This is a genomic window from Streptomyces sp. NPDC059169, assembly GCF_042755225.1.
In the GTDB taxonomy this organism is placed as follows: Bacteria; Actinomycetota; Actinomycetes; order Streptomycetales; family Streptomycetaceae; genus Streptomyces.
The window spans coordinates 37,130-61,732 of the sequence record NZ_JBHZCF010000019.1 but is presented as its reverse complement, the minus strand read 5'-3'; the positions used below and the strand labels follow the sequence as shown (position 1 = coordinate 61,732).

Genomic DNA, 24,603 nt, shown 5'->3' with positions numbered 1-24,603 from the left:
GAAGAACTTCACGAAGTTTCCTCCGCGGGGCCGCTCCGAACGGCTGGAAACGGCCCCCGGAGCGCGTCAGACGATGGACCACGCGATCCCGTCGAGGATGTCGTGCTCCGATACGACCACCTCGGGAATCCCCGTGCGGTCCATGATCTCCAGCAGCACCAGCGCGCCAGCGCCGATGACGTCCACCCGGCCCGGGTGGATCACCGGGATCGCGGCCCGCCCGTCGTGCGTCGAGCGGAGCAGCCGCTCGGTGACCTGCGCGACCTGGTCGCGGGAGATCCGGCACTGGTGGATGGCATCGGAATCGTACGCATCGAGCCCCAGCGCGATAGCGGCCACCGTGGTCACCGATCCGGCCAGCCCCACGAGGGTGTTCGCCTCCCGGATCGGCACGGTCTGCTCGGCGAGGTCCAGTGCCGCCGCGACGTCGGCCCGTATCGCGGCCACCTCCTGCGGAGCCGGCGGATCGCTGCGGACGTGGCGCTCCGTCAGCCGGACGCAGCCGATGTCCACGGACCGGGCCGACTCCACGTGCGCACGTCCGATGACGAACTCGGTCGAACCGCCCCCGATGTCCACGACGAGGCGCTCCTCGTACCCGGGCAGTTCCTTGGTGGCACCGGTGAAGGAGAACTCGGCCTCCTGGTCCCCGCTGATCACCTCCGGCTCCACACCGAGGATGTCGACGACGCCGCGCACGAAGTCGTCGCGGTTCTCCGCGTCGCGCGAGGCGGACGTGGCCACGAAGCGGATCTTCTCGGCACCGTGCGCCGCGATGACCTCCGCGTAGCGGCGACACGCGGCGAAGGTCCGCTCCAGCGCCTCGGGGGCGAGCCGGCCCGTGCGGTCGACCCCCTGACCGAGCCGCACGATGGTCATCAGCCGGTCCAGCTCGGTCAGTTTGCCGGTCGCCGGGTCGACGTCCGCGACGAGCAGACGGATCGAGTTCGTGCCGCAGTCGACGGCGGCGACGCGCGTCATCCGGCGGCCTCCGTACCGCGGTCCGTGCAGGGCTCCGGGCTCACGCAGGGTCCCTTCGCCCACCACTCGGGGAGCATCGCGATCGCTTCGTCGCCGAGGGGGTTCACGCCGGGGCCCGCCGCCAGCGAGTGGCCGACCAGGACGTGCAGGCACTTCACCCGGTCCGGCATGCCGCCCGCGCTGGGGAAGCCCTTCAGCTCCTCGACGGCATCCCTCCGGGCGATGTAGTCCTCGTGCGCGGCGCGGTAGGCAGCGGCCAGCTCGGGATCGGCCGCCAGTCGCTCGCTCATCTCCTTCATGACGCCGTTCGCCTCCAGCGTGCCGATGGCCGAGGCGGCACGGGGGCAGGTCAGGTAGTACAGCGTCGGGAAGGGCGTACCGTCGTCCAGCCGGGGGGCCGTCTCGACCACGTCCGGCTGTCCGCACGGGCACCGGTGGGCGATCGCCCGCAGACCGCGCGGCGGGCGGCCGAGCTGCTGCTGGAACGCGGCGACGTCCGCCTCGGTGGGCGGAGTGTGCTCGGTGGTCGGAGGGGGCGTGTCCATGTATGCGTACGTCTCTTCGTCTGTCTCGTCGTTGGTTCGTGGGCTGGTGCGGCCGGCTCAGCGGCGTGCGTCGGCGTGATCCACGCCGTACCAGACGTTCGTGTACCAGGGGCGGCCCTTGATGCTGTCGTCGACGTGGCGTTCCCCGGCCGTGCGGGGGCCGACCACGGTGTAGCCGGTCTCGCCCGGCATGACCATGTGCAGGTGCTCGCGGGCCAACCGCATGACGTACGCGTCGTCCTGGAGCCGCGCCTTCTCGTCGCGCAGCCGCTCCACGCGCTCGCGGGCCGCCGCCGCGAGCCGCTGCTGCTCGGCGATCTCGTTGCGCTGCGACACGTACTGCCGCATCGGGTACGCGAGTGCGACGATCATCGAGCAGACCACCAGGGCGAGGAAGGCCGCCCGCCCGGTGAGCCGGGAGCGGCGGACCTGCCGGCGTGCCTGCGAGCGGTAGACGCGGGCGGCGGTCTGTTCGCCGAGCAGCCGCAGCCTGGTCGCGGTGGAGAACCGGTCGCGGTCCTTGCCGGCCATGGTCCGCCTCCCCTCTTCCTACGCTTCCTACGCGCGGACGTCCCCGGACACGGTACGGGACCGCGGCCGGGGACGTCCGCAACTGCGGCGCAGCGCCCGATCAGCTACCGGGTGGCGGCTCAGCCCTCGAAGCGGAACCGCGGGAACGCGGAGCGGCCCGCGTACACCGCGGCGTCGTCGAGGATCTCCTCGATGCGCAGCAGCTGGTTGTACTTGGCGACGCGCTCGGAGCGGGCCGGGGCGCCGGTCTTGATCTGGCCGCAGTTGGTGGCGACGGCCAGGTCGGCGATGGTGACGTCCTCCGTCTCACCGGAACGGTGGGACATCATGCACTTGAAGCCGTTGCGCTGGGCCAGCTCGACGGCGTCCAGGGTCTCGGTCAGCGAACCGATCTGGTTGACCTTGACGAGCAGTGCGTTGGCCGCACCGTCGTCGATGCCCCGGGCGAGGCGCTCCGGGTTGGTGACGAACAGGTCGTCGCCGACCAGCTGCACCTTGGTGCCCAGCTTCTCGGTGATGGTCTTCCAACCGTCCCAGTCGTCCTCGAAGAGCGGGTCCTCGATGGAGACGAGCGGGTAGGCGGCGACCAGCTCCTCGTAGTACTCGGTCATCTCGGTGGCCGAGCGGGACTTGCCCTCGAACTCGTAGGAGCCGTCCTTGTAGAACTCCGAGGCGGCGACGTCGAGCGCCAGGGCGATGTCCTTGCCCGGCGCGTAGCCGGCCTGCTTGACGGCTTCGAGGATGAGGTCGAGGGCCTCGCGGTTGGAGCCCAGGTTCGGGGCGAAGCCGCCCTCGTCGCCGAGGCCCGTCGACAGGCCCTTGTCCTTCAGGACCTTCTTCAGGGTGTGGTAGACCTCGGTGCCCCAGCGCAGCGCCTCGGAGAAGGACTCCGCGCCGATGGGAGCGATCATGAACTCCTGGATGTCCACGTTGGAGTCGGCGTGCGAGCCGCCGTTCAGGATGTTCATCATCGGAACGGGCAGGAGGTGCGCGTTCGGGCCGCCCAAGTAGCGGAAGAGCGGGAGGTCGGAGGCCTCGGAGGCGGCGTGCGCGACGGCCAGGGAGACGCCGAGGATCGCGTTGGCGCCGAGGGAGGACTTGTCCGGGGTCGCGTCCAGGTCGAACATCGCCTGGTCGATCAGGCGCTGCTCGGTGGCGTCGTACCCGACGAGCTCCGGGCCGATCTGCTCGATGACGGCGAGGACGGCCTTCTCGACACCCTTGCCCTGGTAGCGGTTCTGGTCACCGTCGCGGAGCTCGAGGGCTTCGAACGCGCCGGTGGACGCACCGGACGGAACGGCAGCACGGCCGGTGCTGCCGTCGTCGAGGCCAACCTCGACCTCGACCGTGGGGTTGCCTCGGGAGTCCAGGATTTCCCGGGCTACGACGACGTCGATGGACGGCACGAGCATCTCCTTCTGGGATGTGTCGCTGATGGTGACGCCAGCGGGGCGGCGTCAGCGCAGGGTCGCTTGGGCCTTGCGACATGAGCCTATCCGGACCGGCCGCGTCAGCCAGCCGGTGCCCGCCCCCTGGGACGAAAAAGCGGACGGAACAGGAAGAAGCCCCGGCCCGGCGTGTACGGGGGAAAACACGCCGGGCCGGGGCGATCGGGGGACCGGGCCGGGGCCGGGCGGCCCGGCTCGGTCGGCGCGGGTCAGCTCAGGTGCAGCAGCTGGCCCGGGAAGATGATGTTCGCGTCGTCCAGGATGTTCTTGTTCAGGTCGAAGAGCTTCTTCCAGCCGCCCTCGACCTTCTCCGCCTTAGCGATCTTGCTCAGGGTGTCGCCGGCCTTGACCTCGTACTCACCGTCGCCCTTCTTCACGACCTTGGTCGGGGCGGCGGGCTTGGCCGCCTTCACCGGGGCGGCGGGACGCACGGAGCGGGTCGTGGGGGCCTCGGCACGCTTCGGGGCCGGGGCGGCGGCCGCGTACGGGGCGCTGGACAGGCCCACGCCGCAGTTCGGCCAGGCCCCCTTGCCCTGCCCGGCCAGCACCTTCTCGGCGACCGCGATCTGCTGCGCCTTCGACGCCTTGTCGGCGGTCGGGGCGTAGGCCGTACCGCCGTACGCGGCCCAGGTGGAGGCGGAGAACTGCAGGCCCCCGTAGAAACCGTTGCCGGTGTTGATCGACCAGTTGCCGCCGGACTCGCACTGGGCGACGGCGTCCCACTCGGAGGCGGTGGCGGCGCTGGCGGTGCCGGCCACCACGAGCGGCGCGGCGATGGCGGCACCGGTGACACCGGCCATCGCGGCGATTCGGGCGGTGGTCCGGTGGATGGCGGACGGGCGGCGGTGCGTGCCCTTGCCGGAAAGCAGCATGGAACTTCTCCTCACCGACGCCTGCGAGGTGAGCTGTCGGGTTCGGGCGTGGGAGCTGCCCGGCCTCGCGTCCCCGGACGCGCGGCTTCACCCCGAGCCGTCCCCGACCTCCGACGGCGGAGCCCCCTGGACTCCCGTCAACGGCCGGGCCCGGCACTTACCTTGGGTCCCCCGCTCCTGCCTACGGCGCTTGCGCGACGACTGTTCCCGGCGGCCGCCGGCAGGATTCGGCGTGCGGTCGTCGGGGCCCGCAGTGGCGAGCGGTTCAGACCGTAGACACAGCTCTCCCCGATGTTCAAAGAAGAACATCGGGGAGAAATCACCCATATCTGACGGAGTGAGATGTCCGTTTTCGCAGGTGAGAGGGCTGTTGGCCGGACTTGACTGCTTAGAGGCGCCAGTTGACCGGAAGAGACTCTTGTCTCACTTGCACAGAACGGACATAACCCCGCGAACTACTTCGCCAACTGGTCGTCGCCCGTGGCCAGATCGAGACTCTGGCCAGGCAGGATGAGATCGGGGTCAGCCCCGACGACCTCTTCGTTGGCGCTGTACAGGGCCGACCAGCCGCCGGGCACGTGGTGCGCGTCCGCAATGTTCGAGAGGCTGTCACCGGGACGGACGGTGTACTCACCTTCGGTCGTGACGGCGTCCCGTGTCGGTACGTCATCCCGTGAGGCATGACGACCGGAATCTCGCTCATTGCCCGAATTGACCGCCTCGTCTTCCTCGGCGGGAGTACCTCGATGCTTGCCGGCACCACCCTCGGCGGCAGCCCCCGCACCGGAGTCCACACCGGGGCCGCCCTCGTCGTCCGCGTCCGACACCCCGTCGGAGTCGCTCGCGGAACCTCCCGCGGCGGATGGTGCGGAGGAAGGGCTCGCCGGCTTCTGTGACGACTCGGCCGAGGCACCCGACCCGGACGGGGCGGAGGACGGCGACGAGGCGTCGGCACCCGTCTCCGGGGCCTCGTCCGCACCGTCACCGAACGACGGACTCTCTGCAGCGCCCTGCGCGGCGGAGGCGGAACCGCTCCCCGCCATGGAGGCGGAGGACCCGAGTCCGGTGATCACCGCACAGTTCGACCAGGCCGAGGGCCCCTGCGCCGCGAGCACCATCTCGGCGACCGCGATCTGCTGCGCCCGGCTGGCGAGGTCGGGACGCGGGGCGTACGCCGTACCGCCGTAGACCTCCCACGTCTCCTGCGTGAGCTGCAGGCCGCCGTAGTAGCCGTTGCCGAAGTCGGCGCTCCACTCCCCGCCGCTCTCGCAGTCGGCCACACGGTCCCAGGTGGCGGAGTCGGCGGCGGAGGCCGCACCCGCACCCAGCAACGGGATGGCGATGGCCGATCCGGTCACCCCTGCCGCGACGACGAGAGCGGGAGCCTGACGGGGGCGGCGGTGTCGACCGTTCCCGGAGAGCATGCGGTGCGCCTTCCGTGTGACAACAGAGAACCCGCAGCCCCTCAGATTCGATCGGATCTACGAGGGCCGCGAGTGGGGGTGAACGTAGCCGCATTCGCCGTTCAGTCACAAGTCGGTGCAGTAAAGATCACGTCAAAGTCACGATCTTGATGGTGCGTCAGCTGTCGACGGGGGTGAACTCAACGGGCAGAGTGCGCAATCCACGCATGATGAGCCCCCCACGCCACCGCAATTCGGAAGGATCGACCGCAAGCCGCAAGTCGGGCATACGTGCCAGTAGGGTCGCCAACGCCGTCTGCCCCTCCAGTCGTGCGAGGGGCGCGCCGAGGCAGTAGTGGATGCCGTGCCCGTAGCCCAGGTGCTGGTTGTCCCGACGGGAGAGGTCGAGCACGTCGGGATCAGGGAAGCGCTCCGGATCGCGGTCGGCGGCGGCGAGGACGACGAGCACCGGGTCACCGGGGGCGATCTCCTGCCCGCCGAGGGTGAGCGGCTCGGTCGCGAAGCGCCAGGTGGCGAGCTCGACCGGTCCGTCGTAGCGGAGCAGCTCCTCGACGCCCGTGGCGAGCAGCCCGGTCTCGCCGGCCGCGACCGACGCCTGCAACCGCGCCCGCTGCTCCGGGTTGCGCAGCAGCGCGTACGTACCGTTCCCGATCAGATTGACCGTCGTCTCGAACCCGGCGAAGAGGAGGATGAAGGCCATGGCCGCGGCCTCGTTCTCGGTGAGGTGCTCGCCGTGGTCGGACGCCTTGATGAGACCCGAGATGAGGTCGTCCCCCGGGGCCTCGCGCTTACGGTGGATCAACTCCGCCAGATAGCCGCGCATCTTCTTCACCGACCGGGCCACCCCGCCCCGCGGCCCCCCACCGTGACGGATCATCATCCCCGCCCAGTCACGGAAGTCGTCCTGGTCCTCGCGCGGTACGCCGAGCATGTCGCAGATGGCGTAGATGGGGAGCGGGAAGGCGAACTCGTGGATGAGGTCCGCGCTCCCCTTCTTTGCGAAGCCGTCGATGAGACGATCCGTCAGCTGCTGTACGCGCGGCGCGAATTCGGCAACCCGGCGGGGAGTGAACGCCTTGGACACGAGACGGCGCAGCCGCGTGTGGTCGGGCGGGTCGATGTTCAACAGGTGCGTCATCAACTCGGCCTTGCGCTCACCCGGGATCCCCGTCTTGCCCTTCGCGTGCGCGGGCTCGTCGTGGTGCGCCGGGTTCTTGCTCAGCCGCTGGTCCGCGAGCGCCTGCCGCGCATCCGCGTACCGCGTCACGAGCCACGCCTCGACGCCGCTGGGGAGCTTCGTCCGGTGCACCGGGGAGTGCTCGCGGAGCCAGGCGTACGCGGGGTACGGGTCGGTGGCGAACTCCCAGGTGAAGAGTTCGGGAGCCTCGGGGACGGCGGGCGGCTGGGCGTGCATGGGTCGACGGTATCCCGCGGACCGGAGGCTCACCCGATGGGCGGACGTCGGAGCGTTCCTGCTGGGTACGCTGACGGTACGCGCCGGACTCCGTCGCATGGGAGCGCTGATGAGTGCCGCAGCCGAAGACCGGTGGGGGAACCAGGACGAGCGGGGAGAGCAGTACGTCTTTCCGGTGCCGCCGGCCGGTGGGTGGACGGCGGACGACCTCGACCGGATTCCGGGACTCCCGCCGCACACCGAGCTGATCGACGGAGGACTGTTCTTCGTGAGTCCGCAGACCTTCTTCCATATGGCCGCGCTGCGCCTGCTGGAGAACGCACTGGTGCAGCAGGCGCCGGACCATGTCTTCGTCATCCGGGAGATGACGACCAAGCTCGGCGAGCGTGACCGGCCGGAGCCCGATCTCATGATCGTTCGTGAAGATGCCCTCAACGGCGCGGAGCAGACCTGGTACGACCCGGGCGACGTCCTGCTCGCCGTCGAGATCATTTCCGACGAATCCCTGCAGCGCGTCCGCGAGGTCAAGCCCCGCAAGTACGCCGCGGCCGGCATCCGCCATTTCTGGCGGGTGGAGAAGAGCGACCATCTGCCCGTCGTGTACGTCTCCGAGCTCGACCCCGCCACCGGCAGCTACGCCGTCACGGGCATCCACCACCACCGGCTGAAGGTGGACGTCCCCTTCCCCGTCGAAATCGACCTGACCGCGGTCGACCGGCGGCGGGACGCCCGGGACTGACGTACCCCGCCTGTCAGCCGGCGGCCTCCGCGTCGCGGATCGCATCGCGGTAGGCGCGGGCAGCGGCCCGCAGGGCGGCTTCCGGGTCATGCCCCTCGGCCTCCGCCCGCACGGCCAGGGCGAGCAGCTCCTCACCGATGCCGCCGCCTTCGGGCACCGCCACCTCCAACCCCGCCGTGCGCACCCGGCTCGCCAGCTTGGCGGCGAGTGCCAGACCGGGCTGCCCCAGCGGAACGCCGTCCGTCACCGAATCACGCTGTTTCTCCACCGCCTTGGTGCGCAGCCAGTGGGCCCTGACGTCCTCCGGGGTCTCGGCGTGCTCGTCGCCGAAGACGTGCGGATGGCGGTGGATGAGCTTGTCGACGATCGTGCCGGCGACGTCGTCGATCGAGAACGGCTCCTCACCGTCCTCCGCACGGCCCTCCTGCGCGATGCGCGCGTGGAAGACCACTTGAAGCAGCACGTCCCCGAGCTCCTCGCGCAGCTCGTCCCGGTCTCCGTCCTCGATGGCCTCGACGAGTTCGTACGCCTCCTCGATGCCGTACTTGGCGAGGCCCTTGTGGGTCTGCCGGGAGGACCAGGGGCACTCCCGGCGGATCCGGTCCATGACCTGCACGAGGTCGAGCAGGCGCGCACCGGGCAGGTCGTACGCGCCGGGGAGCAGCTCCAGGTCGGGCATCTGCACCCGGCCGGAGCCGGCCATGCGGGCCAGCCCGTCGGTGAGCGCCCGGTCGCCCTCACCGCCCGCCAGGACCACCACGGTCCTCGCCCCGGCGGTCGCGTCGACGAGTTCCTGCGCGGTGGGGGACGCGATCTCGACGCCCACGCCCGCCTCGCGCAGGTAGGGCAGCTGCGGATGGGTGCCGTCGGCGCACAGCACCCGGTCCGCGGCGTGCAACGTCTGCCACGCGGGCCAGGACAGCAGGCCCGGCGCCACGCGGTGGCTCGCGGTGAGCAGGACGATGCGGCCGGGCTCGACGGGTGCTTCAGCGTTCACGCCTCGACCTTACGTCCCCCGGCGCGACGGTCAGGCTCCGCCCTGGACGGCCCCGGGCTCCTCGGTGACCTGGGTGATCCACGGCGCCTGGTAGGCGCCGAGCTGGATCTTCTTGTCGTCCCAGGTGCCGTAGCGCGGGTTCACGTCGATGTGGAGGTCCTTCGCCGCGGCCCTCAGCGCGGCGCCGACCTTCTCCTGGCCCTGCGGCGTGCCGAGGTCCGCGCCGAGCGACGTCGACAGCTTCGTCAGCAGGACGTCCGCGTGGACCGCCTGGTCGATCTGGTCCGGGGCGATGCCCCGCTGCTGGAGGAGCATCGCGGCGAGCTGCTCCTCTCCTCCCGCCTGCTGTACGGCGGCCTTGCGGGCGTCCTGGACCTCCGCCCGGGACGCGCTGACACCGGCGTCCTCCGCGGCCCGCTCCAGAATCCGGTCGAAGATCATTCCGTGCAGCTTGGCCCGGGTCAGCTGGCCGGTGTTCTTGATCAGCTGGGCGGACTCGGGGGACGCCGCTTGGGCCGCGCGGACGTCCTTCACCTGGGACTGGACCGAGGACACCTCGATCCGCTCGCCGCCGACGACGGCCGCCGCGCCCGGGTGGGCGTCGCTGCCGCAGGCGGCAAGCAGGGGGGCCGCGGCGACGAGCGCGGCGGAGAGGACGAGCGCGGTACGACGGCGGCGGTGCAAAGGGGCCTCCCGGCGTGCGGTGGTGAGATCAGTTGTGCGGCACGCACCGCCTCGACCGGGGCTGGCGGTCGGGTGACGGGCGGGCGCACACAGACCTTGCGGTGATCGATGGTAGGCAGTCGGTGCGGCCGGGGCCACTCCTTCCGTGCCACTGATTCGGTCAACGATCGGGGGCACCTGAGGTGCTGCCCTTCTGCGCCGATGCAGCGAGGGATGCTCACGGACGGACGGTGACCGGGTCGGCCCGCTCGCGTTCCGGCCGCAGCGGCTCCGGGCGCAGCATGATCGTGCGGGAGAGCGCGAAGGTGATCGGGACGGCCGCCGCGGCCGCCACGAGCGGCGCGTACCGGCTGCCGAAGCGAAGGACGTCCACCAGCACGTAGACACCGCAGGTGGTGATCACGAAGTTCGCGGCGTTGGTGAGCGGGAAGAGCAGGAACTTCCGCCAGGTCGGGCGGGTCCGGTAGGTGAAGTACGAGTTGAGGAAGAACGACCCGGTCATGCTGAGCAGGAACGCGACGACGTGCGCCGCGACATACGGCATCCGGGGCAGGAGCAGCAGGTAACAGCCGTAGTACGTCGCGGTGTTCACCACGCCGACCAGAGCGAAGCGCGCCATCTGCACCCGAACGGTCATCCTCGGACGAGCTCCCCCCTGGCCTCCTCCCCCGCGCCGTCGTCGCCGGCCCGGTCCGTGCGGCGGCAGTCGACCACCGGGTACGTACGGGCGGCCCCATCTCGCCGCGGCGGCGACCTTGTGCCCGTCGCCGTGCCCGGCCCCGTCCGCGTCCCGGCGAAGGCGACCGCCGTCACGAGGAGTGTGGCACAGCCCGGAGTTGCCACTCCGTGAACCGGGTGGCTCCGGGCCGGGTTGCGCGTTCCATCACGGGGAGCGAACGGTGACGGGGGCGAACCGTGATGGGAGCCAACCGTGATGGGAGCGAACGGTGAATCGGAGGCGAACGACGCCGCCGCAGGGCGTCGCGGGTGGCAGGCGAGAAGCCTCTTCGCGGTCGTCGCCGCACCGGGCGGACGGGCAGTCGCGACCGCGCGACACGGCGCAACCCGGCACGTCAACGGAAGGACACCCAGACTTCACCCCGGCAGCACCTCTCCGTAGTCCCGCGACCACGCTCCGCGGCGTAGTCTCCGGACATGCCTTCCCTCCTGAGCAACCGGCTGGCGAAGCGGGTGCTGCGCCCGGCGTTCACCCTGGTGGAGCAGCGTCTGGAGCGCGCCACGAACGCCCTCCAGGCCGATCTGGACGCCCTGCACCACGAAGTGGCCGATCTGCGGCGGCAGAGCTACGGGCTCGGACTGCTGCTCGACCACGCGGGGCGGGACGGCCACCGGATGCCCACCGCGACCCAGCTGGACACACTGGTGCGCGAGGTGAGCGCCGTGACGGGCGACGACGAGGGGACGGCGCGGCGGGACCTCACCGTCGCGTACCGGACGGTGGTCGCCCTGGAGGCCCTCGGCGTCGGCCGGATCGCGGGTTCCACGTCGGACGTGTGCGGCAAGCTCGCCGCGATCCCGCAGCTCGCCGGGCCGGTCGAGGACGTCCTGGAGATCGGCACGGTGCACGGGCTGTTCGCGGCCGCTCTGCTGCGCATACTGCACCGTGTCGGTACCCAGGCGCGGTTGACGGTCGTCGACCCGCTGACGGGCGCGCCGCTGCGGCCCGCGCCGGCAGGCGCCGAAACCGCGGCGGAAACTCCGGTGCGCGAGGACGTCGTACGGGCCAACCTGGTGCTGGCGGGCGGCCGTACGGGCACCGAGGCCCGGATCCAGCACGGCGCGTCCACCGACCTCGAGGTGCGGTCGGCGGTCTCCGACCGTCGCTACGGGGTCGTCGTCGTGTCAGGGGACCCTTCCCCAGCGGCAGTGCTCGCGGATCTGGAATGGGCGGAGGAACTCCTCGCGCCCGGCGGTGTGGTCGTCCTCGACGACTACGGCGACGAGGGCAGGCCGGGCGTGAAGGAGGCACTGGGCACACGCCTCGCGGGCGGGTCCCGTCTGACGCTCGTGGGCCAGGTGGCCCGCACGGCGTTCCTGCGCGCGGGCTGAGCCCTTCTCCGGTCGCGGGCCGGGCCGCTGTGGCCTCCGGCCGGCCCGGCCCTGCCGCGAACCAGGGGGTCCTCCACGATCGCCAGGTCCGCACCGGTCCTCCCTATTCGACCGGAGTGCCATCAAATTCGCATGTGTAGGAGTAGTCAGGATCACCCGACTCCCAGAGCAGCTTGCGGCTCTCTTTGTTCCCACCGAGCGTCAACTCATAGATTCTTCCCCGCAGACGGAGTTCCAGCACCTGCGGCCGGACGTCCCTGACGGCGCGGATGAGCACCCATTCACCCGATCCCGTGACCGGATTCGGCTTGGCGCCTACCCCCTTGAAGTCGACGGGAAAATCCTTGACTGCGAACGTGTGATCCTCACTCAGATCAATCGTCGCCCCGCAATTGCCATGCCAACGGCCGACCGGTTGTGCCTCACTGACTTCAGGCGGTGGGGTGTACCCGCCGCAAGCCGCCGTGGCCAGCAGAGTCACCGTTGCGCCGACAGCACCGAACCATCGCCTGCTGATGTTCACGATCAAACCTCGATGTTCCACTACTTCGCGAAATGGGCGGCTTCGCATCCGGCCGGGGCGGCAGGAAGGGCCGAACAACTCGGGATGATCCTTGCGCAGCTTGGGCCCACTCACGACGACCACATCGCCAAGGCTGTCTAAGGCCGTGTGGACACCCATGGTCCAAGGTTTGGCGGCCAGGTCGCCTGCGACCTCCTTCACCGTCGAGCCCGCTTTTCCGTCTTCAGCCGCCCGGGGACCGAGACGCGCATCCTGCGGGGCACCTGCGCCGACCCGACGATCCGCGATGAGGTCGCCGGTCGCAGCTGCGGGGTGGTCTTGCTCGCCGGTGATCCGTCCGTCCGGGCGGTCCTCGCGGATCTGGAGTGGGCCGAGGACGGCGCTGCGGACGGTGCGGTCGTCGGCCTCGACGGACACGGCGACGAGACCCGGCCCGGGGTGAGCGAGGCCCTGACCGAGCGCTTCGCGAACGGGTCGCGGCTGAGGCTCATGGGGCAGGTCGGCACGGCGGCCTGCCTGCGGGCGTCGGCGACCTGATCGCACCAGGTTCGCCGTCCTGCCGAAAGGACCACGGGCGGGGCCTTGGCCGCCTCCGGTCCCCGTTCATCTCGGCCGTCCGGTCCGCCGTGGGGCTTGGGCTCCGCCCGGTGTAATGCCCGCCGCCACCTACCCGCCCTCCGTGACCCCGGCCATGCTCAGCCGCTGGCGGACCACGAACGGTCCTTGCGGAACAGGGAGAACCCCCGCCGTGCGGCGGGGGTTCTCCTTTGTTGCAGCAGACACGACCTTCAGAGGGGTTACCAGGCCGTCACGGACTTTACGGGGTCGGCGATGAATCCAGGCCCTTCGATAACCGAGCCATCCTGGCTGCGGACATCGACGAGCACACGGTCGACGCCCGCGCTTCTCAGGAGATCCGCGACCTCGCCCTCATCACCACCCCAGACGTACAGGAAGGCAGGGTGGTCGAAGTACGTCCGGTTCCCGTCGTCCATACGCCCCGGATAGATGGAGCTGTCGAACCTTGCCTTGCGGCCAGCCGCCCCCCATCGCTCGATGAGCGGCTCGAAACTGCCTTTGGACCCGTCATCGAGGATCAGGACGAAGTCGGCCGTTGCCGCGTCCGACAAGGCGCACGAGAGTGCGTCAGTGTACTCACCCGCGACTTCACGGGAGAAGGCGGCAAGTGCCTCGTACACCGCGTCCTCTGCCCCCGAGAGCCGAGTATGGCGCCGCCATAGATCCTTCTCCCGGTTCTGGAACCAGTCGACCGTCTCGGTGGGGATGCGACTATTCGTCAACTGCCAGTCAACATGCCTCGCATATCGCTGTGCATCCTCCCAAAGGCGGCTGAGGAATTTCGCATGACCGCGCCCTTCCCCGAGCCCCCAGCAGGAATGGCTGATCACCGCAGCAGCCTGGTACGGGTAGTACAGCCCACCCGTGGGCGTCTCATCCATCAGCTCCAAGGCTTCATCGACAAGACTTTCCAGCCGAACGACAGCCCGGGTTGACGGTGCGACCTGGTCCCACTGGGTCGCATCCTCCACGGCCTCATGGAAGCCATGAGGCAAAGCCTCTGCCCACCAGGAGGTACCGGGGAGGAGAGCCAACCGAGCGTACCGGGAGATCGCCAGTCGAGCCACGAGGTCGGATTCCGACTCACTCAGCGAAGCGAGAGCCTCAATCACCACAGCCACATCCCCCTTCCCTGAAGGTGAACAATCGATGCCCCTTCGGATATCTCTGACGTATTGCACCGTTCAAGAGGAAGACTATCCTCTGTCGGTTCAATGTGGGCCCAGTCAACCTACCGCCGACATCCCTGATGGCGTTCTCGCAGAACGGACAGACATTCCGGCTAACGCCGCCGTCGACCTTGGTCCAGCCGTTCTTCTTGATGTGCTCCATCGCGTTGACCTCTGCGTGAGCATCCGGGATGTTATCGGCCGCGATCTCGGGGATGTCACCGTCCGCTTTCAGCTTGGCCATCTGAGAAGCCTGGAGACCGTCCCCGTTCGCCGCAACGACATCGACGTAGTCGGGGTTCTTCTTCGTCCCGCGGTTGGCTCGAACGATCGCCACGGTTCCGTTCTTCGCAGCGATCTTGCCACTCTTCGACCCGTCGTCCAGGGCGTTGTTGATCTCGATGGCCCTGTCGCGGAGTCGAGGGTTGCAGTTGTGCACCAGTAGCGCGACATCCCCGGCCGACACGAAGTATGTGTGAAGGCCGTCAACAGTCAGATCATAGGTGATCTCGTTGTCCTCGTAACCACGCGTGCCCACGACCTTCGCAGAGTTTCCGTCAGCGGTCTGGAGACGGTCACCGGACTTGAGGTCCATGGCTCGCGTCCACGACTGCGTCGTGGAGTTGTAGATCTGGTGCAGAGCAGTGGTCTCGATCTTCTTTGGACCGTCCTTCGTCGCGACGGTCACGGTCACATAGTCACGGTCATGCGTGGTTACGTGAACCTTGGTGACCTTGTGGGCCTCCTTCGTCTTCTTGCCGGGCTCGGCGGTGAGGACATAGTCCCCGGGCTTCACCTTGGCGATCGCCTTGGTGGCACCACTGGCCAGAACAACGGAGGTGGAACCGGTGAAACTGTGACAGCCCTTGCTGAGCTTGCCGGCTGCCGCGCCGAACACACCTCCGGTGCCGGCTCCGATGGCAGCCGCCTTGGCCGCTCCGCTAGCGCTGCACCCTTCTTCGCTGGTGGCACATGTAACGCCGTAGCTGACGGCTCCCTCTGCGGCGCCGCCAACGGCACCCTGGATGCCGCCGCGTACGGCGTTGCTCGCCAAGCCGCTCAGGAGTCGACCTGCGGCGCCGGCGGCGAGGCCGCCAGCAGCTCCGCCCACGACGCCGGTGACCGCGCCGAGGACGCCCGCTCCGATGAATCCTCCGAGGGTCTTGGGGCCGTCGCTCAGCGCATAGCCGACCATATTGCCTGCCGCACCGGCGAGGGCCGCGCAGCCGATCGCGCCCGCACCCGCTGTGGCTGCAGTACAGCCGGCGAAGACCGCGACACCCACGGCCACTGAGGCAATGGTCGAGGCGTGTTGCTTTACGAAGTTGGCTGTGGCCTTAGCTGCCTTCTTGACGGCTCTACCGACCTTCTTGGCTGCCTTGACCACCTTCTTAGCCACGTGCTTGACGGCCTTGGCGACCTTTCGCACGGTCTTCTTGACATGCCTGACGACCTTGTGGGCGTAGCGCTTGACCCGTTTGTACGTGCGCTTGACGTATCTCTTGACTTTTCTGACACTGTCGCGCACGTAGTGCACGGTCTTGCGGACCGCCCGATAGGCCTTGCGAGCCACCTTCTTGACCGCATGCTTGATCTTTTTCGCCGCCTTGCGGACGGTCTTGGCAACCTTCTTGACCGCACGCTTGGTCTTCTTATAGGCCGACTTTGCGACCTTCTTGACCTTCTTGGCGACCTTTTTGACGGCCTTCTTGATGAAGCCGAACCAGTGGCCAGTCGGGTCCATCCCCGTCATCGGGTTCTGGTTCGCGTACGCGTACTGATTCCCGTTTACCGACTCCGGCAACGGGTCGTTGCTCACCGTGTCACGGCTGTTGAACTGGCCCGTCTGCGGCGAGTACCAGCGTGCGGCCATGTTGACCTTGGCTGTCTGCGGGTCGGTCCAGCCCGACTGGTAACCCAGCTGTCCCGTCATTCCCTGCGAAGCGGTGACCTTGCCGAACGGCGAGTAGGTCGTCGAGCCCGTCAGTGCCTCACCGGAGGCAGTGAACTGCCCGATCACGTCCGTGTGCAGGTCCGTTAGAGCAAGCACCGCAGAACTCGCGGTCTTCACACCCAGCAGAGAACCGTCCGCATCACGACTGTATGTCGAGAGTCCGTCCGAGGCCACGTCGTTCCCCGCGCCGCTGTAGTTGAAGACGTACAGCTCCGCACCGGTCTCGTCCTTGGCGTTCAGAACCCGATCCAGACCGTCGTACGTATACGTACGATCGCCTTCGTTGATCACACGGTTGAAGGCGTCGGCCTTAACCGCAACGGCGGCCCCAGCCTCGTCCGTAGTCTGGCTCATCGTGCCACGAGACGTGTACATGTACGTGCTGTGCCCATCGGACGTGAGCCGGTTACGGGCGTCGTAGGTGTAGGTGTCACCGCCCACGCGAGTCCTATTACCGGACGCATCGTAGGCGTATGCCTCGGTGGTGGTGCCGTTGTTCCAGGACGTCAGACGGTTTGCCCAGTCGTACGTGTACGTGTTCGTGGACGCACCTGCGACGCCGGTGGTCGCCTTCGACGTCTCGTTGCCATTGACATCCCAGGCATAGTCGATCTTGGCGAGTATCGAGCCAGACGGCGAGGTGAGCTTGTCCTCGGTCAGCTGCTCCAGCGCGTCGTACTGGAACGTCCGCTTGGACTTCCCGGCGCCGTAGTCGATCGACGTGACCTTGCTGTTGACGTCGTAGCCGTAGGTCAGCGAGGAACCGGTGGCTCCGTCGTCGACCGTCTTCAGTCGGCCTGCAGTGTCGTACCCGTAGGTCGACGTGCCGGAGGCGTCGGTCCGCGAGGTCATCGCCCCGTCACCGTTCCAGGCGAAGGACGAGGAACCCGAGGGGCCGGACGTGGACAGCAGCATGCCGCGGTCGTCGTAGGTGAAGGTGTCCTTGTCCTCACCCGCACCGGCCACTGCCGTGATCCGGTCGTCCGAGTCGTAGTCGTAGGTGTGGTCGTTCGTGGCGACCTCGCCGCCCGTACCCGACTGACGGATCAGGCGGCCCCTGACGTCGTACTCGTTGGTGACGACCACACCACCCGGGGAGCGCTGCTCCTTCACCTGGCCGTTGGCGTCGTACACCGTGGTGAAGGTGCGGTCGGCCACGTTCGGATGGGCTGGTGTCGACGGCTCGATCAGTGACTCGGGCAACCCCCAGGTGTTGTAGGTGGTGATGAACGGATTGCCGCGGCCGTCGGTGAAACGCGTCCGGTTGCCCGCCGCGTCGTAGCCGAAGGTCGTGGTGATCGACTCGGTCGCCGAGACAGGCTGCACCGCCTTGGTGACCAGGCCCGTCGGGTCCACGGTGAACGTCGTGGTGTGGCCGCGGTAGTCGGTCACCGACACCGGGTTGCCCCCACGGTCGTACCTGGCACTCATGGTGCGCAGCGTCGCGCCGTTCGCGTCCAGATCACTGGTGGAGACCAGTTGGCCGAAGCCGTCGTATCCGTTCTTTGTCATGGTGCCGTCCGGATCCGTCGAGGTGAGGACCTGGCCGTCCATGTCGTAGGTGACTGTGGACTTCTGACCGGCGCTGTCGGTGACCTCGATGGTCTCCCCGATCGCGTTGTACTTGTACGACTCCGAGACGCCCGTCGGGCTCACGGTCCGGGACAGCTCGCCGCCCGGGCCGTTGTACTCGTTGATCGCCGTGTACGCCCGCTGCGTCGGCTGCCGGACGATGTCCGTGCTGGTGAGCTGGTTGCCCAGGTAGTCCCAGGTGCTCTCCTGACGCGCCCCGTTGGGCCGCGTCGCCGACAGCTGGTCGCCGTTGGTGTCGTACGTGTACGTCGTGGTGCCGCCGCCCGGATCCGTGACCGAAGCCAGGTCGCCGAGTTGCGTGTACGTATAGGTGGTGCGGTTTCCGAGCGGATCGACCTCCGCCGTCACCTGGCCGAGCTTGTTGTACTCGTTCCAGGCCTTGGCCGTGATCGGCGTCGAGGACCCCGGCGCGGTGTAGTTCGGCATCGTCGTCGAGGACTCCTGGCCCTCGCCGTCGTACGCCGTGACCGTGACGTTGCCCAGCGGGTCGGACGTCTCGGTCTGCTCGCCGAAAGTGTTGTAGCCGACCATGGACACCGGCCGGACGGAGACCGGAGTCCCGCCACTCTGCTCGGCGCTGACCGCGGGGGCAGTGGAGGTGGTCTGCTGGGCAGCCTCGTCGTAGCCGTAGTCGGTGGTGTTGCCGTTGGCGTCGGTCATCGACTGCGGCAGTCCGCGCTGGTCCAGCTTCCACGTGGCACTGCGGACGGAGCTGCCCGCCGCCGGAAGCGTGCCGCCGTACACGGCGGACACCTGGGAAGCGCTCAGCGCCTCCCCGTAGACCTGGACGTCGGCGATCGAACCGTTGGTGTTCTCGCCGTAGGTGCCGTTGGCGAGCCTGCGGCCGATCTGTAGCGGTCCGGTGGCCGCCCACGGGGAGGTGAATGCGGCCGGGGTGCCGGACGCGGCGCCGTTGACGTACAGCCTCACCTGTCCGGCGTCCTTGTCGTACACACCCGTGAGGTGCGTCCAGGTGCCGGTGGTGACCGCGGCGGTGCCGGAATTCGCCCGGGCGATGACCGGGTTCATGGTGTCCGTGGCGTGCCGGTTGAAGGTCCAGCCGTACCCCGTGGAGTAGTACAGCTGGAAGCCACTGCCGATCTCGCCGTCCTGGGCGACGAAAGTGCTGTTGGCTGCCGTCGAGCCGAGCTTGACCCACGCGGAGACGGTGAAGCTGCCCGCGGTGTTGACCACGGAGCCGTCCGTCGCGCCGTAGGCGTTCGCCGTGCCGTTGAAGACCGCCGAACCCCCCTTCTCGACGGAGCGGGTGACCGCGCTGCCGAGGGTGGCCTTGCGGGTGCCGCCGGAGGAGTCGTCGGCCGTCAGGCCGCTGGTCTCCGAGAGCTTCCAGCGGCCCACCGGGGCGGTGGTGCCGTCGTGGATCGTGTTGCCGGTGACGTTGCCGAGGTTGTCGTACGTCGTCTCCGTGGTGCTGACGTCACCGGTCGCCGGGTCCGTCTCCGTCTCCGAGACCACGTTGTCGTCCGGGTCGTAGGAGACCTTCGTGGTGCGGTTGACACCGGTCGGGTCGAGCACGGACGACGTGATGTGGTCGGCCGCGTCCACCGCGAAGGTGGTCGTGGTCTGGCCGTCGTTGGTCACCTGCTCGATCAGGTTCCCGGCCAGGTCGTACGTGTTGGCCTGTTCGACGAACTGCTTGCCGTTCGCCGGGTCCTTGCGCACGACCGAGGCGGACAGACCGTCGTCGGTGTAGGTGTACGCGATCACCCAACCCATCGCGTCGGTGATCGACGCGAGCCGGCCCGCCGGGTCGTACGCCCGGGACTCCTGGACCAGCGTCGTCGGCGCCGACGGGTTGTTCGGGTCGCCGGTGTAGTTCAGCAGGTTGGTGGTGAGCGGACGGCCCTCGCCGTCGAAGGTGTAGGTGTTGACGTTCCCCGCGGGGTCGGTCTCCTTCACCTTGTTCCCGTAGACGTCGTACTCGAACGACGTGGTGTCGCCGCCCGGGTCCGTCCTCGTCGCCACGCGGTTGTACGCGTCGTACGTCAACGACGTGACGCGCGGGGCGTCACCGCCGGTGAGGTCGGCGACGGTCTGCGAGGTGACGTTGCCGTCCGGGTCGAACGTCGTCGTCGCCTTCGCCTGGTGCACCGCACCCGTCACGCGGTTGGTGACCGCGGGGCTGGTCTCGGTGGCGACCTGGTCGTTCTTGTCGTACGTGAAGGTGGTCGTCAGCCCGCTGGGCTGGGAGTCCGATACCTCCGTCTCGGTGATCTTCCGGCCGAGCTTGTCGTACGTGTACTTCACCTTGGCACCGTTGGCGTCGGTGATCTCGGCGAGGTCACCGCCTGTGAAGTAGACGTACCTCGTGGTCTTGCCGCCCGGTGTGGTCACCGTGTCCACCAGACCGGCCGGCGCCTTGGCAGTGCCGCCCTCCGCCGCCGCGGTGGCGGTGGTGGTGTAGGTGGTGGTGGCGGTCCTGCCGTTGGGGTGACCAGCCACCGGCGGGGTGGTCACCGACAGCAGTTTGCCGCCGGTGTCATAGCTGTAGCTGGTCAGGTACGTGTTGTCCGTCGGGCCGGAGGAACGGGCGTCCCGCTCGGTGAGGAGCAGGTCGTTCCTGGGGTCCATGGCCGGGAACGCCGTGGTGGCGTCCGGGTAGTACGTGTAGTAGTCGGTGGCGCACTTGCCGGCTGCGGTGTCCTGGCAGTCGGTCTGGGAGACCGTGTTGCCCCGGATGTCGTGGCCGGTGGTGCTTCGGTTGCCGTTGGCGTCGGTCACGGTGTGCAGGAAGCCCGCCGTGTCGTAGCCGTAGGTCGTCCGCTTCCCGTTGGTGTCGATCGTGGCGAGCAGGCGGTTGCCCATCTCCGCGTCGTACACGTACTTCAGCGTCTTGTCGGTCGGGTCGGTGAGCGTGACCGTGCGCACCGGGGCGACACCGGAGGACGCCTTGTAGGCGGACCAGTGCTGCTCGACCTGGTCCTGGCTGAGCGGGTGGTCGTAGGCCGCGACCTCGGCGATGGAGCCCTTGAAGAAGCTCACGTCACCGGGCGAGCTGTACCAGTACTTGCCGAAGCCCGCGCCGACGAAGGTACGGGTGTTGGACTGGTCCTTGGCCGCGCCGCTGTAGTCGGCCTGCTTGACGCCGTCGACGTAGAGGGTCTGGGTGCTGCCCGACGCCGACAGGACCGCGTGGTGCCACGTGTTGTCGTTGACCGTCGCCGTGGAACCGAAGTTGGTACTGCCGGAGCCCGAAACGCTCCACCAGTGACCGTGGAGCTTTCCGTCGGCACCCACGTACAGCACGGGGTTCCAGGAAACGGTCGGTGTCGCCTCGGTCGGCAGCTTCGCCTGGTCGGAGAGGATCACACCCGGGGTGGCGGTCTTGAACCACAGCTCGACGGCGCGCTCGCCCGAGGCGTGCCAGGGGGAGAACGGGACCTCGGCGTACGAGGACGTGCCGTTGAAGGATGCGGCGGTCACGTCGCCCGTCCCGAACGGTCCCGCCACACCCTGCGTCACGGTGTTGTACGTGCCGAAGCCGGTGTGCAGTTCGTTGGCCGCCTCCGGGGCGCCCAGGGTGTCGTCCAGGCGCCAGTATCCGCTCGGTGCGGAGCCCATGACGGCTGATCGGTAGACCTGCGAGGAGCCGGTGACGGTCGGCGGGTTGAGCTTCCAGGTGCCGCCGTCGCCGTCCGTGGCCTGCAGGACCAGGTCGTCGGTGGTGCCGTAGACGACGGAGGACTGCGTCTTGCCGCCCGGCGTGGTGATCTTGTTGAGCAGGCCCGCGGCGCGCTTGGCGGCCTGGTACTGCGCGGTGATCACCGAGGGATCGAGCGGCTCGGCGTAGACGGCCACCTCGGCCATCTGGCCCGTGTAGTGCCCGAGCTTGTCGTTCGGGTTCATCGAGGGCCAGCCGTCGATGTTCACACCGGCGCCGAGCGTGAGGTACGGCTGTTCCCAGTCGTTGATGGTGCCCGCGAGGGTGCCCTGCTTGACGCCGTCCAGGTACAGGGTCTGGCTGTTGGCCACACCCGTGAGGGTGGCGTTGTGCCACTGGCCGTCGATGACGGTCGCCGTGGACGTGATCGTCGTCATGCAGCCGGGCGACATGGCCAGGCAGCCGCGCAGCTTTCCGTCCGTGCCGACGTACACCGCGGGGGTGTTCTTCGTCGTGTGGGCGACGGGGTCGGAGTCACTGAGCGGCTTGTCCCCGTAGTAGAAGAGCACACCGCCGGCCGTGGTTGTCTTGAACCACAGAGACACCGACATGTACGAGGGCGTGGCGCCGGGGGCGCTCGGCATCTCGACGTAGGAGGTGGTGCCGTTGAAGGTGGCCGTCTTCTGCGTGGAGCCCGCGAGGACGGACGAGCTGCCCAGGGTCACGTTGCGGTACGTGCCGTTGTACTTGCCCTGGTTGGTGTCGACCGCGTCCTTGGCGAGCGTCCCGGAGGTCTCGCCGAGGCGCCAGTAGGCGAACGGGTCGGCGTCCAGGACCGTGGTGCGGTAGTGGTTGCCGGTGGCGTACGCGTACGTGGTGCACTTGGTCGGGTCGCCCGGCGGACAGACCGAGGTGAGCTGGTCGCTCGAGTAGCCGTACTGCCAGGTCTGGACCGTGGAGGCATCACCCGTGGTGGCCGCGTCGGTGGCGACCGTCGCGACGTGCCAGGCAGTTGCTCCCGACGGCTGCGACCAGGTCAGGGACAGCGAGCGCTTGGACGTGTCGTTCGTGATCTTCGTCAGCCGCTTGTTCGCGTCGTAGGCGAACGTCTCCGTGCGGCCCGCGTAGTCCTTGATGCTCGATATCGCATAGGTCCCGGTCTTCGCGGTGGCCTGCTTGAAGGCGTATTCCGTGAAGTCCTTGTCCGTCAGGGTGTAGCCGCCGGACACGGCCTGGAGCCTGGCGTAGCGGCCCAGCGGCGGCTGGAACGTTCCGTCACTGTTGCGGCCGAACGCGACCTGCTCACCGCCCGGGTACGTGATCTCCACACTGGCGATGGCGCCGGCGCCGTCCTTGACCTCGGCCGCCTTCATGTCGACGATCGTCGACCAGCCGGCGCCGAAGGCGTTGTCGATCCGCGGGTCGAGGCTGTTGTAGGAGCGGTCGATCTCCAGCGAGGGGCCGACCACCTCCACGTCGGCGTCGGTGTCCTCGGTGGTGTAGTTGCCGTCGCTGGGGTCGAACTCGTGGCCGTCGTTGTTCATGGCCAGGCCCGAGGTGATCGGCGGCTGCGGCACGGCGGTGGTGAAGCGGCTGGAGTAGGTCACTTCCTCGTACCCGTCGCTGACACCGACGTACCAGAGGTAGTTCTTGCTCCACTTGAGCTTGCCCGTGGGTATCTTCCAGTTCCCCTTGCTGAGGGCCCCGGAGGTGGCGACGGGCGTGGTGGACCCGCTGTCGGCGTCGTATACCTCGTAGGTGTACGTCAGGGTCGCCTGTGGCCACTTGTCGGCGTCGCTGGCGTAGACGAGCAGTTCCGGCTGGAGGGTGTTGGCCTGGAAGTTCTCCGGCGGGTACTGGGCGTTGACCTGCGGCTTGGTGTTGGGCGCGTAGGTCAGGTCCAGCGACGGGCGCCAGGCGGCGGTCGCGGAGTTGTCCGAGTGGAACTTCTTCCAGTGCAGTGCGTCCGAGGTCGGCGCGGTGAGCGCGAGGCCGTAGTTGGCCCCGCCGGTGGCGACCTGGGTGAACCAGCTGGTGCTGAGGGTCACCGGCATCTTCACACCGACGTCGGTGCTGCCGCCGGTGTTGGTGCAGGAGGCGCCGGGCGACGGAGTGGTCGAGCCGATGGCCGAGCCGTACGACGGACCGGGGTAGCTCGTCACGCCGGACGGCGTCCAGGACTGGGTGACCGGGTGGACCGAGAACGACTCGGGGGTGCAGGTCGAGGACCAGAGCGCGTAGACGTTCAGCTTCGCTGCGGAGACCTTCTGCCCGGCGAGCGTGGTGCCCAGCGAGGAGAACTGCAGGAACGATTTGGTCTTGTTGGTGCCCGAGTCGTACGAGCCGACCTTGATCTGGCTCTCGGTGGAGTGGTTGCCGGAGATCGTGTTCTGCGTGTACGTGGAGTTGCTCGCCACCACGGTCGGGTCGATGGTGACCGGGTAGACGCGCGCGGGATCGTCCAGCCAGTCCCGGTCCGCGGTCATCCGCAGTGCCGGCTTGCCGTCCACGGTGGTCAGCTCGTAGGCGACCGCCCTGGACTGCGCGGCGTCACCGGAACGCGGGTCGATCTTGGAGTCCTCCATGTAGGCATGGGGGACGGTGGCCGTCACCTTGCCATCGGCGTCGGTGAACTCCACGTCGCCGTCGTCGGCGATGCGCGGGGTCAGACCCTTGACGTCGAGCGGGAAGACCCAGGAGTTGCCGGCGTCCTTGCTGCGCAGGACAACGTTCTCCTTGAGCCCCTCGGCGAGCGGCACGAGCTGCACGTCGGTGCCGGGCAGCACTCCGGAGTACGTCACGGTGCCGTTCGCGGCGACGGTGGGTGCAGCCTTCGCGGAGCCGCGCAGCGCGTACGCGAGGCTGCGGCCCCCGCCGAAGTCGACGGACACGAGCTGTTGGTCGGCGGCGTCGGGCGCGAACTCGACGTCGAGCGAGTTGGCGCGCTCCTGGAGCCTGCCGTCCTCGTCCCGGACCAGCGCGGTGTCGATCGGCTTCCACGAGCCGTCATCGCCCTTGAAGTTGGTGCGGCCGGAGTGGTGGCGGATCGTCGTGGAGCCGTCTGCGTTGACGAAGTAGTCCGACGTGGCCGTGGACTTCTTTGCGTCGCGCTTGCTGGTCCGCGCGTCGAAGCTGCTCGCCGTGCCGGGGGCCTTCCCGGTCGTGACCGCCGCGGTCCGGTCCTCGGGGCGCTCGTAAGCGTCGAGCTCGCCCTTGCCCTTGCCGGGCTTGCGACCGACGCCACCGTCGGCGCTGGTGGCGTCCGTGGAGGCGCTGTGGCTCTTGTTCTTGGCGGTGCCGTTCTGTTGGTCGGGTGTGTCGAGCGGGGATTTGTTGGCCCACTCCCACAGGCCGGAGAGGGACAGCTCCGGCATGCTCAGCGGCGGCAGGGTGGCCCCACTGGCCGCCGCGCTCTCCGTCGTGAGCATGAAGGAGAAGGAAACAAGGACAGACAGAGC

16 protein-coding genes and 1 riboswitch are annotated in these 24,603 nt (G+C 68.6%); of the genes, 3 read left to right on the top strand and 13 right to left on the bottom strand.

Annotation, left to right across the window (positions count from 1 at the left end; genetic code table 11):
- Positions 1-66 precede the first annotated feature (66 nt).
- From ACFXOM_RS29205 to ACFXOM_RS29175, 7 genes are all read right to left on the bottom strand, one after another.
- Positions 67-981: an exopolyphosphatase gene (locus ACFXOM_RS29205; RefSeq protein ID WP_384940125.1), complete on the bottom strand. Its 915-nt coding sequence runs from the start codon at positions 979-981 to the stop codon at positions 67-69.
- A complete protein-coding gene (locus ACFXOM_RS29200; protein ID WP_384940127.1) occupies positions 978-1,526 on the bottom strand; it encodes a DUF501 domain-containing protein in 549 nt (182 codons plus the stop codon). The genes ACFXOM_RS29205 and ACFXOM_RS29200 overlap by 4 nt, the downstream gene beginning before the upstream one ends.
- A gap of 57 nt (positions 1,527-1,583) precedes the next feature.
- A complete protein-coding gene (locus tag ACFXOM_RS29195) occupies positions 1,584-2,057 on the bottom strand; it encodes a septum formation initiator family protein (RefSeq protein WP_384940129.1) in 474 nt (157 codons plus the stop codon).
- Positions 2,058-2,176: 119 nt separating this feature from the next.
- Entirely contained in the window at positions 2,177-3,463 is a 1,287-nt protein-coding gene (gene eno / locus ACFXOM_RS29190) for a phosphopyruvate hydratase (RefSeq protein WP_384940131.1), read from the bottom strand.
- 251 nt (positions 3,464-3,714) lie between these two features.
- Positions 3,715-4,377: a transglycosylase family protein gene (locus ACFXOM_RS29185; protein ID WP_384940133.1), complete on the bottom strand. Its 663-nt coding sequence runs from the start codon at positions 4,375-4,377 to the stop codon at positions 3,715-3,717.
- 3 nt (positions 4,378-4,380) lie between these two features.
- Positions 4,381-4,576, bottom strand: a riboswitch (cyclic di-AMP (ydaO/yuaA leader).
- 256 nt (positions 4,577-4,832) lie between these two features.
- The gene (locus tag ACFXOM_RS29180; RefSeq protein ID WP_384940135.1) at positions 4,833-5,801 is read right to left on the bottom strand and encodes a transglycosylase family protein; all 969 of its coding nucleotides are present in this window, start codon (positions 5,799-5,801) and stop codon (positions 4,833-4,835) included.
- 157 nt (positions 5,802-5,958) lie between these two features.
- Positions 5,959-7,215 carry a cytochrome P450 gene (locus tag ACFXOM_RS29175; protein ID WP_385040262.1) on the bottom strand — a complete coding sequence of 419 codons (1,257 nt, stop codon included), beginning with the start codon at positions 7,213-7,215 and terminating at the stop codon, positions 5,959-5,961.
- A 109-nt stretch (positions 7,216-7,324) separates the two neighbouring features.
- Between ACFXOM_RS29175 and ACFXOM_RS29170 the strand changes: the two genes are divergently transcribed.
- Complete coding sequence (locus tag ACFXOM_RS29170) at positions 7,325-7,954, top strand: Uma2 family endonuclease (RefSeq protein WP_385040259.1); 630 nt, start codon at positions 7,325-7,327, stop codon at positions 7,952-7,954.
- Between the two features lie 13 nt (positions 7,955-7,967).
- Here the strand turns inward: ACFXOM_RS29170 and ACFXOM_RS29165 are convergent, their stop codons facing one another.
- The 3 genes from ACFXOM_RS29165 to ACFXOM_RS29155 form a co-directional block, all read right to left on the bottom strand.
- Complete coding sequence (locus tag ACFXOM_RS29165; protein ID WP_385040257.1) at positions 7,968-8,951, bottom strand: nucleoside triphosphate pyrophosphohydrolase; 984 nt, start codon at positions 8,949-8,951, stop codon at positions 7,968-7,970.
- 30 nt (positions 8,952-8,981) lie between these two features.
- Positions 8,982-9,635 (bottom strand): SurA N-terminal domain-containing protein, encoded by a 654-nt coding sequence (locus ACFXOM_RS29160; RefSeq protein ID WP_384940143.1) that lies wholly within the window; start codon positions 9,633-9,635, stop codon positions 8,982-8,984.
- 217 nt (positions 9,636-9,852) lie between these two features.
- Positions 9,853-10,272 (bottom strand): GtrA family protein, encoded by a 420-nt coding sequence (locus tag ACFXOM_RS29155; protein WP_384940144.1) that lies wholly within the window; start codon positions 10,270-10,272, stop codon positions 9,853-9,855.
- Positions 10,273-10,790: 518 nt separating this feature from the next.
- Between ACFXOM_RS29155 and ACFXOM_RS29150 the strand changes: the two genes are divergently transcribed.
- A complete protein-coding gene (locus tag ACFXOM_RS29150; RefSeq protein ID WP_385040254.1) occupies positions 10,791-11,705 on the top strand; it encodes a class I SAM-dependent methyltransferase in 915 nt (304 codons plus the stop codon).
- Positions 11,706-11,808: 103 nt separating this feature from the next.
- Here ACFXOM_RS29150 and ACFXOM_RS29145 read toward each other — a convergent pair whose 3' ends face one another.
- Positions 11,809-12,387 (bottom strand): hypothetical protein, encoded by a 579-nt coding sequence (locus ACFXOM_RS29145; RefSeq protein ID WP_385040251.1) that lies wholly within the window; start codon positions 12,385-12,387, stop codon positions 11,809-11,811.
- 159 nt (positions 12,388-12,546) lie between these two features.
- Here ACFXOM_RS29145 and ACFXOM_RS29140 point away from each other — a divergent pair, with 159 nt between their 5' ends.
- The gene (locus ACFXOM_RS29140) at positions 12,547-12,765 is read left to right on the top strand and encodes a hypothetical protein (RefSeq protein ID WP_385040248.1); all 219 of its coding nucleotides are present in this window, start codon (positions 12,547-12,549) and stop codon (positions 12,763-12,765) included.
- Positions 12,766-13,025: 260 nt separating this feature from the next.
- Here the strand turns inward: ACFXOM_RS29140 and ACFXOM_RS29135 are convergent, their stop codons facing one another.
- Entirely contained in the window at positions 13,026-13,928 is a 903-nt protein-coding gene (locus ACFXOM_RS29135; protein WP_384945560.1) for a hypothetical protein, read from the bottom strand.
- Positions 13,912-24,573: a LamG-like jellyroll fold domain-containing protein gene (locus ACFXOM_RS29130; RefSeq protein ID WP_385040246.1), complete on the bottom strand. Its 10,662-nt coding sequence runs from the start codon at positions 24,571-24,573 to the stop codon at positions 13,912-13,914. Before ACFXOM_RS29130 ends, ACFXOM_RS29135 begins: the two co-directional genes overlap by 17 nt.
- Positions 24,574-24,603 lie beyond the last annotated feature (30 nt).

Excerpts from the sequence above, each read along its gene's own strand:
- ACFXOM_RS29205 (WP_384940125.1), bottom strand. The coding sequence starts at position 981 with ATGACGCGCGTCGCCGCCGTCGACTGCGGCACGAACTCGATCCGTCTG.
- ACFXOM_RS29200 (WP_384940127.1), bottom strand. The coding sequence starts at position 1,526 with ATGGACACGCCCCCTCCGACCACCGAGCACACTCCGCCCACCGAGGCG.
- ACFXOM_RS29195 (WP_384940129.1), bottom strand. The coding sequence starts at position 2,057 with ATGGCCGGCAAGGACCGCGACCGGTTCTCCACCGCGACCAGGCTGCGG.
- ACFXOM_RS29185 (WP_384940133.1), bottom strand. The coding sequence starts at position 4,377 with ATGCTGCTTTCCGGCAAGGGCACGCACCGCCGCCCGTCCGCCATCCAC.
- ACFXOM_RS29180 (WP_384940135.1), bottom strand. The coding sequence starts at position 5,801 with ATGCTCTCCGGGAACGGTCGACACCGCCGCCCCCGTCAGGCTCCCGCT.
- ACFXOM_RS29175 (WP_385040262.1), bottom strand. The coding sequence starts at position 7,215 with ATGCACGCCCAGCCGCCCGCCGTCCCCGAGGCTCCCGAACTCTTCACC.
- ACFXOM_RS29170 (WP_385040259.1), top strand. The coding sequence starts at position 7,325 with ATGAGTGCCGCAGCCGAAGACCGGTGGGGGAACCAGGACGAGCGGGGA.
- ACFXOM_RS29155 (WP_384940144.1), bottom strand. The coding sequence starts at position 10,272 with ATGACCGTTCGGGTGCAGATGGCGCGCTTCGCTCTGGTCGGCGTGGTG.
- ACFXOM_RS29150 (WP_385040254.1), top strand. The coding sequence starts at position 10,791 with ATGCCTTCCCTCCTGAGCAACCGGCTGGCGAAGCGGGTGCTGCGCCCG.
- ACFXOM_RS29145 (WP_385040251.1), bottom strand. The coding sequence starts at position 12,387 with ATGGGTGTCCACACGGCCTTAGACAGCCTTGGCGATGTGGTCGTCGTG.
- ACFXOM_RS29130 (WP_385040246.1), bottom strand. The coding sequence starts at position 24,573 with ATGCTCACGACGGAGAGCGCGGCGGCCAGTGGGGCCACCCTGCCGCCG.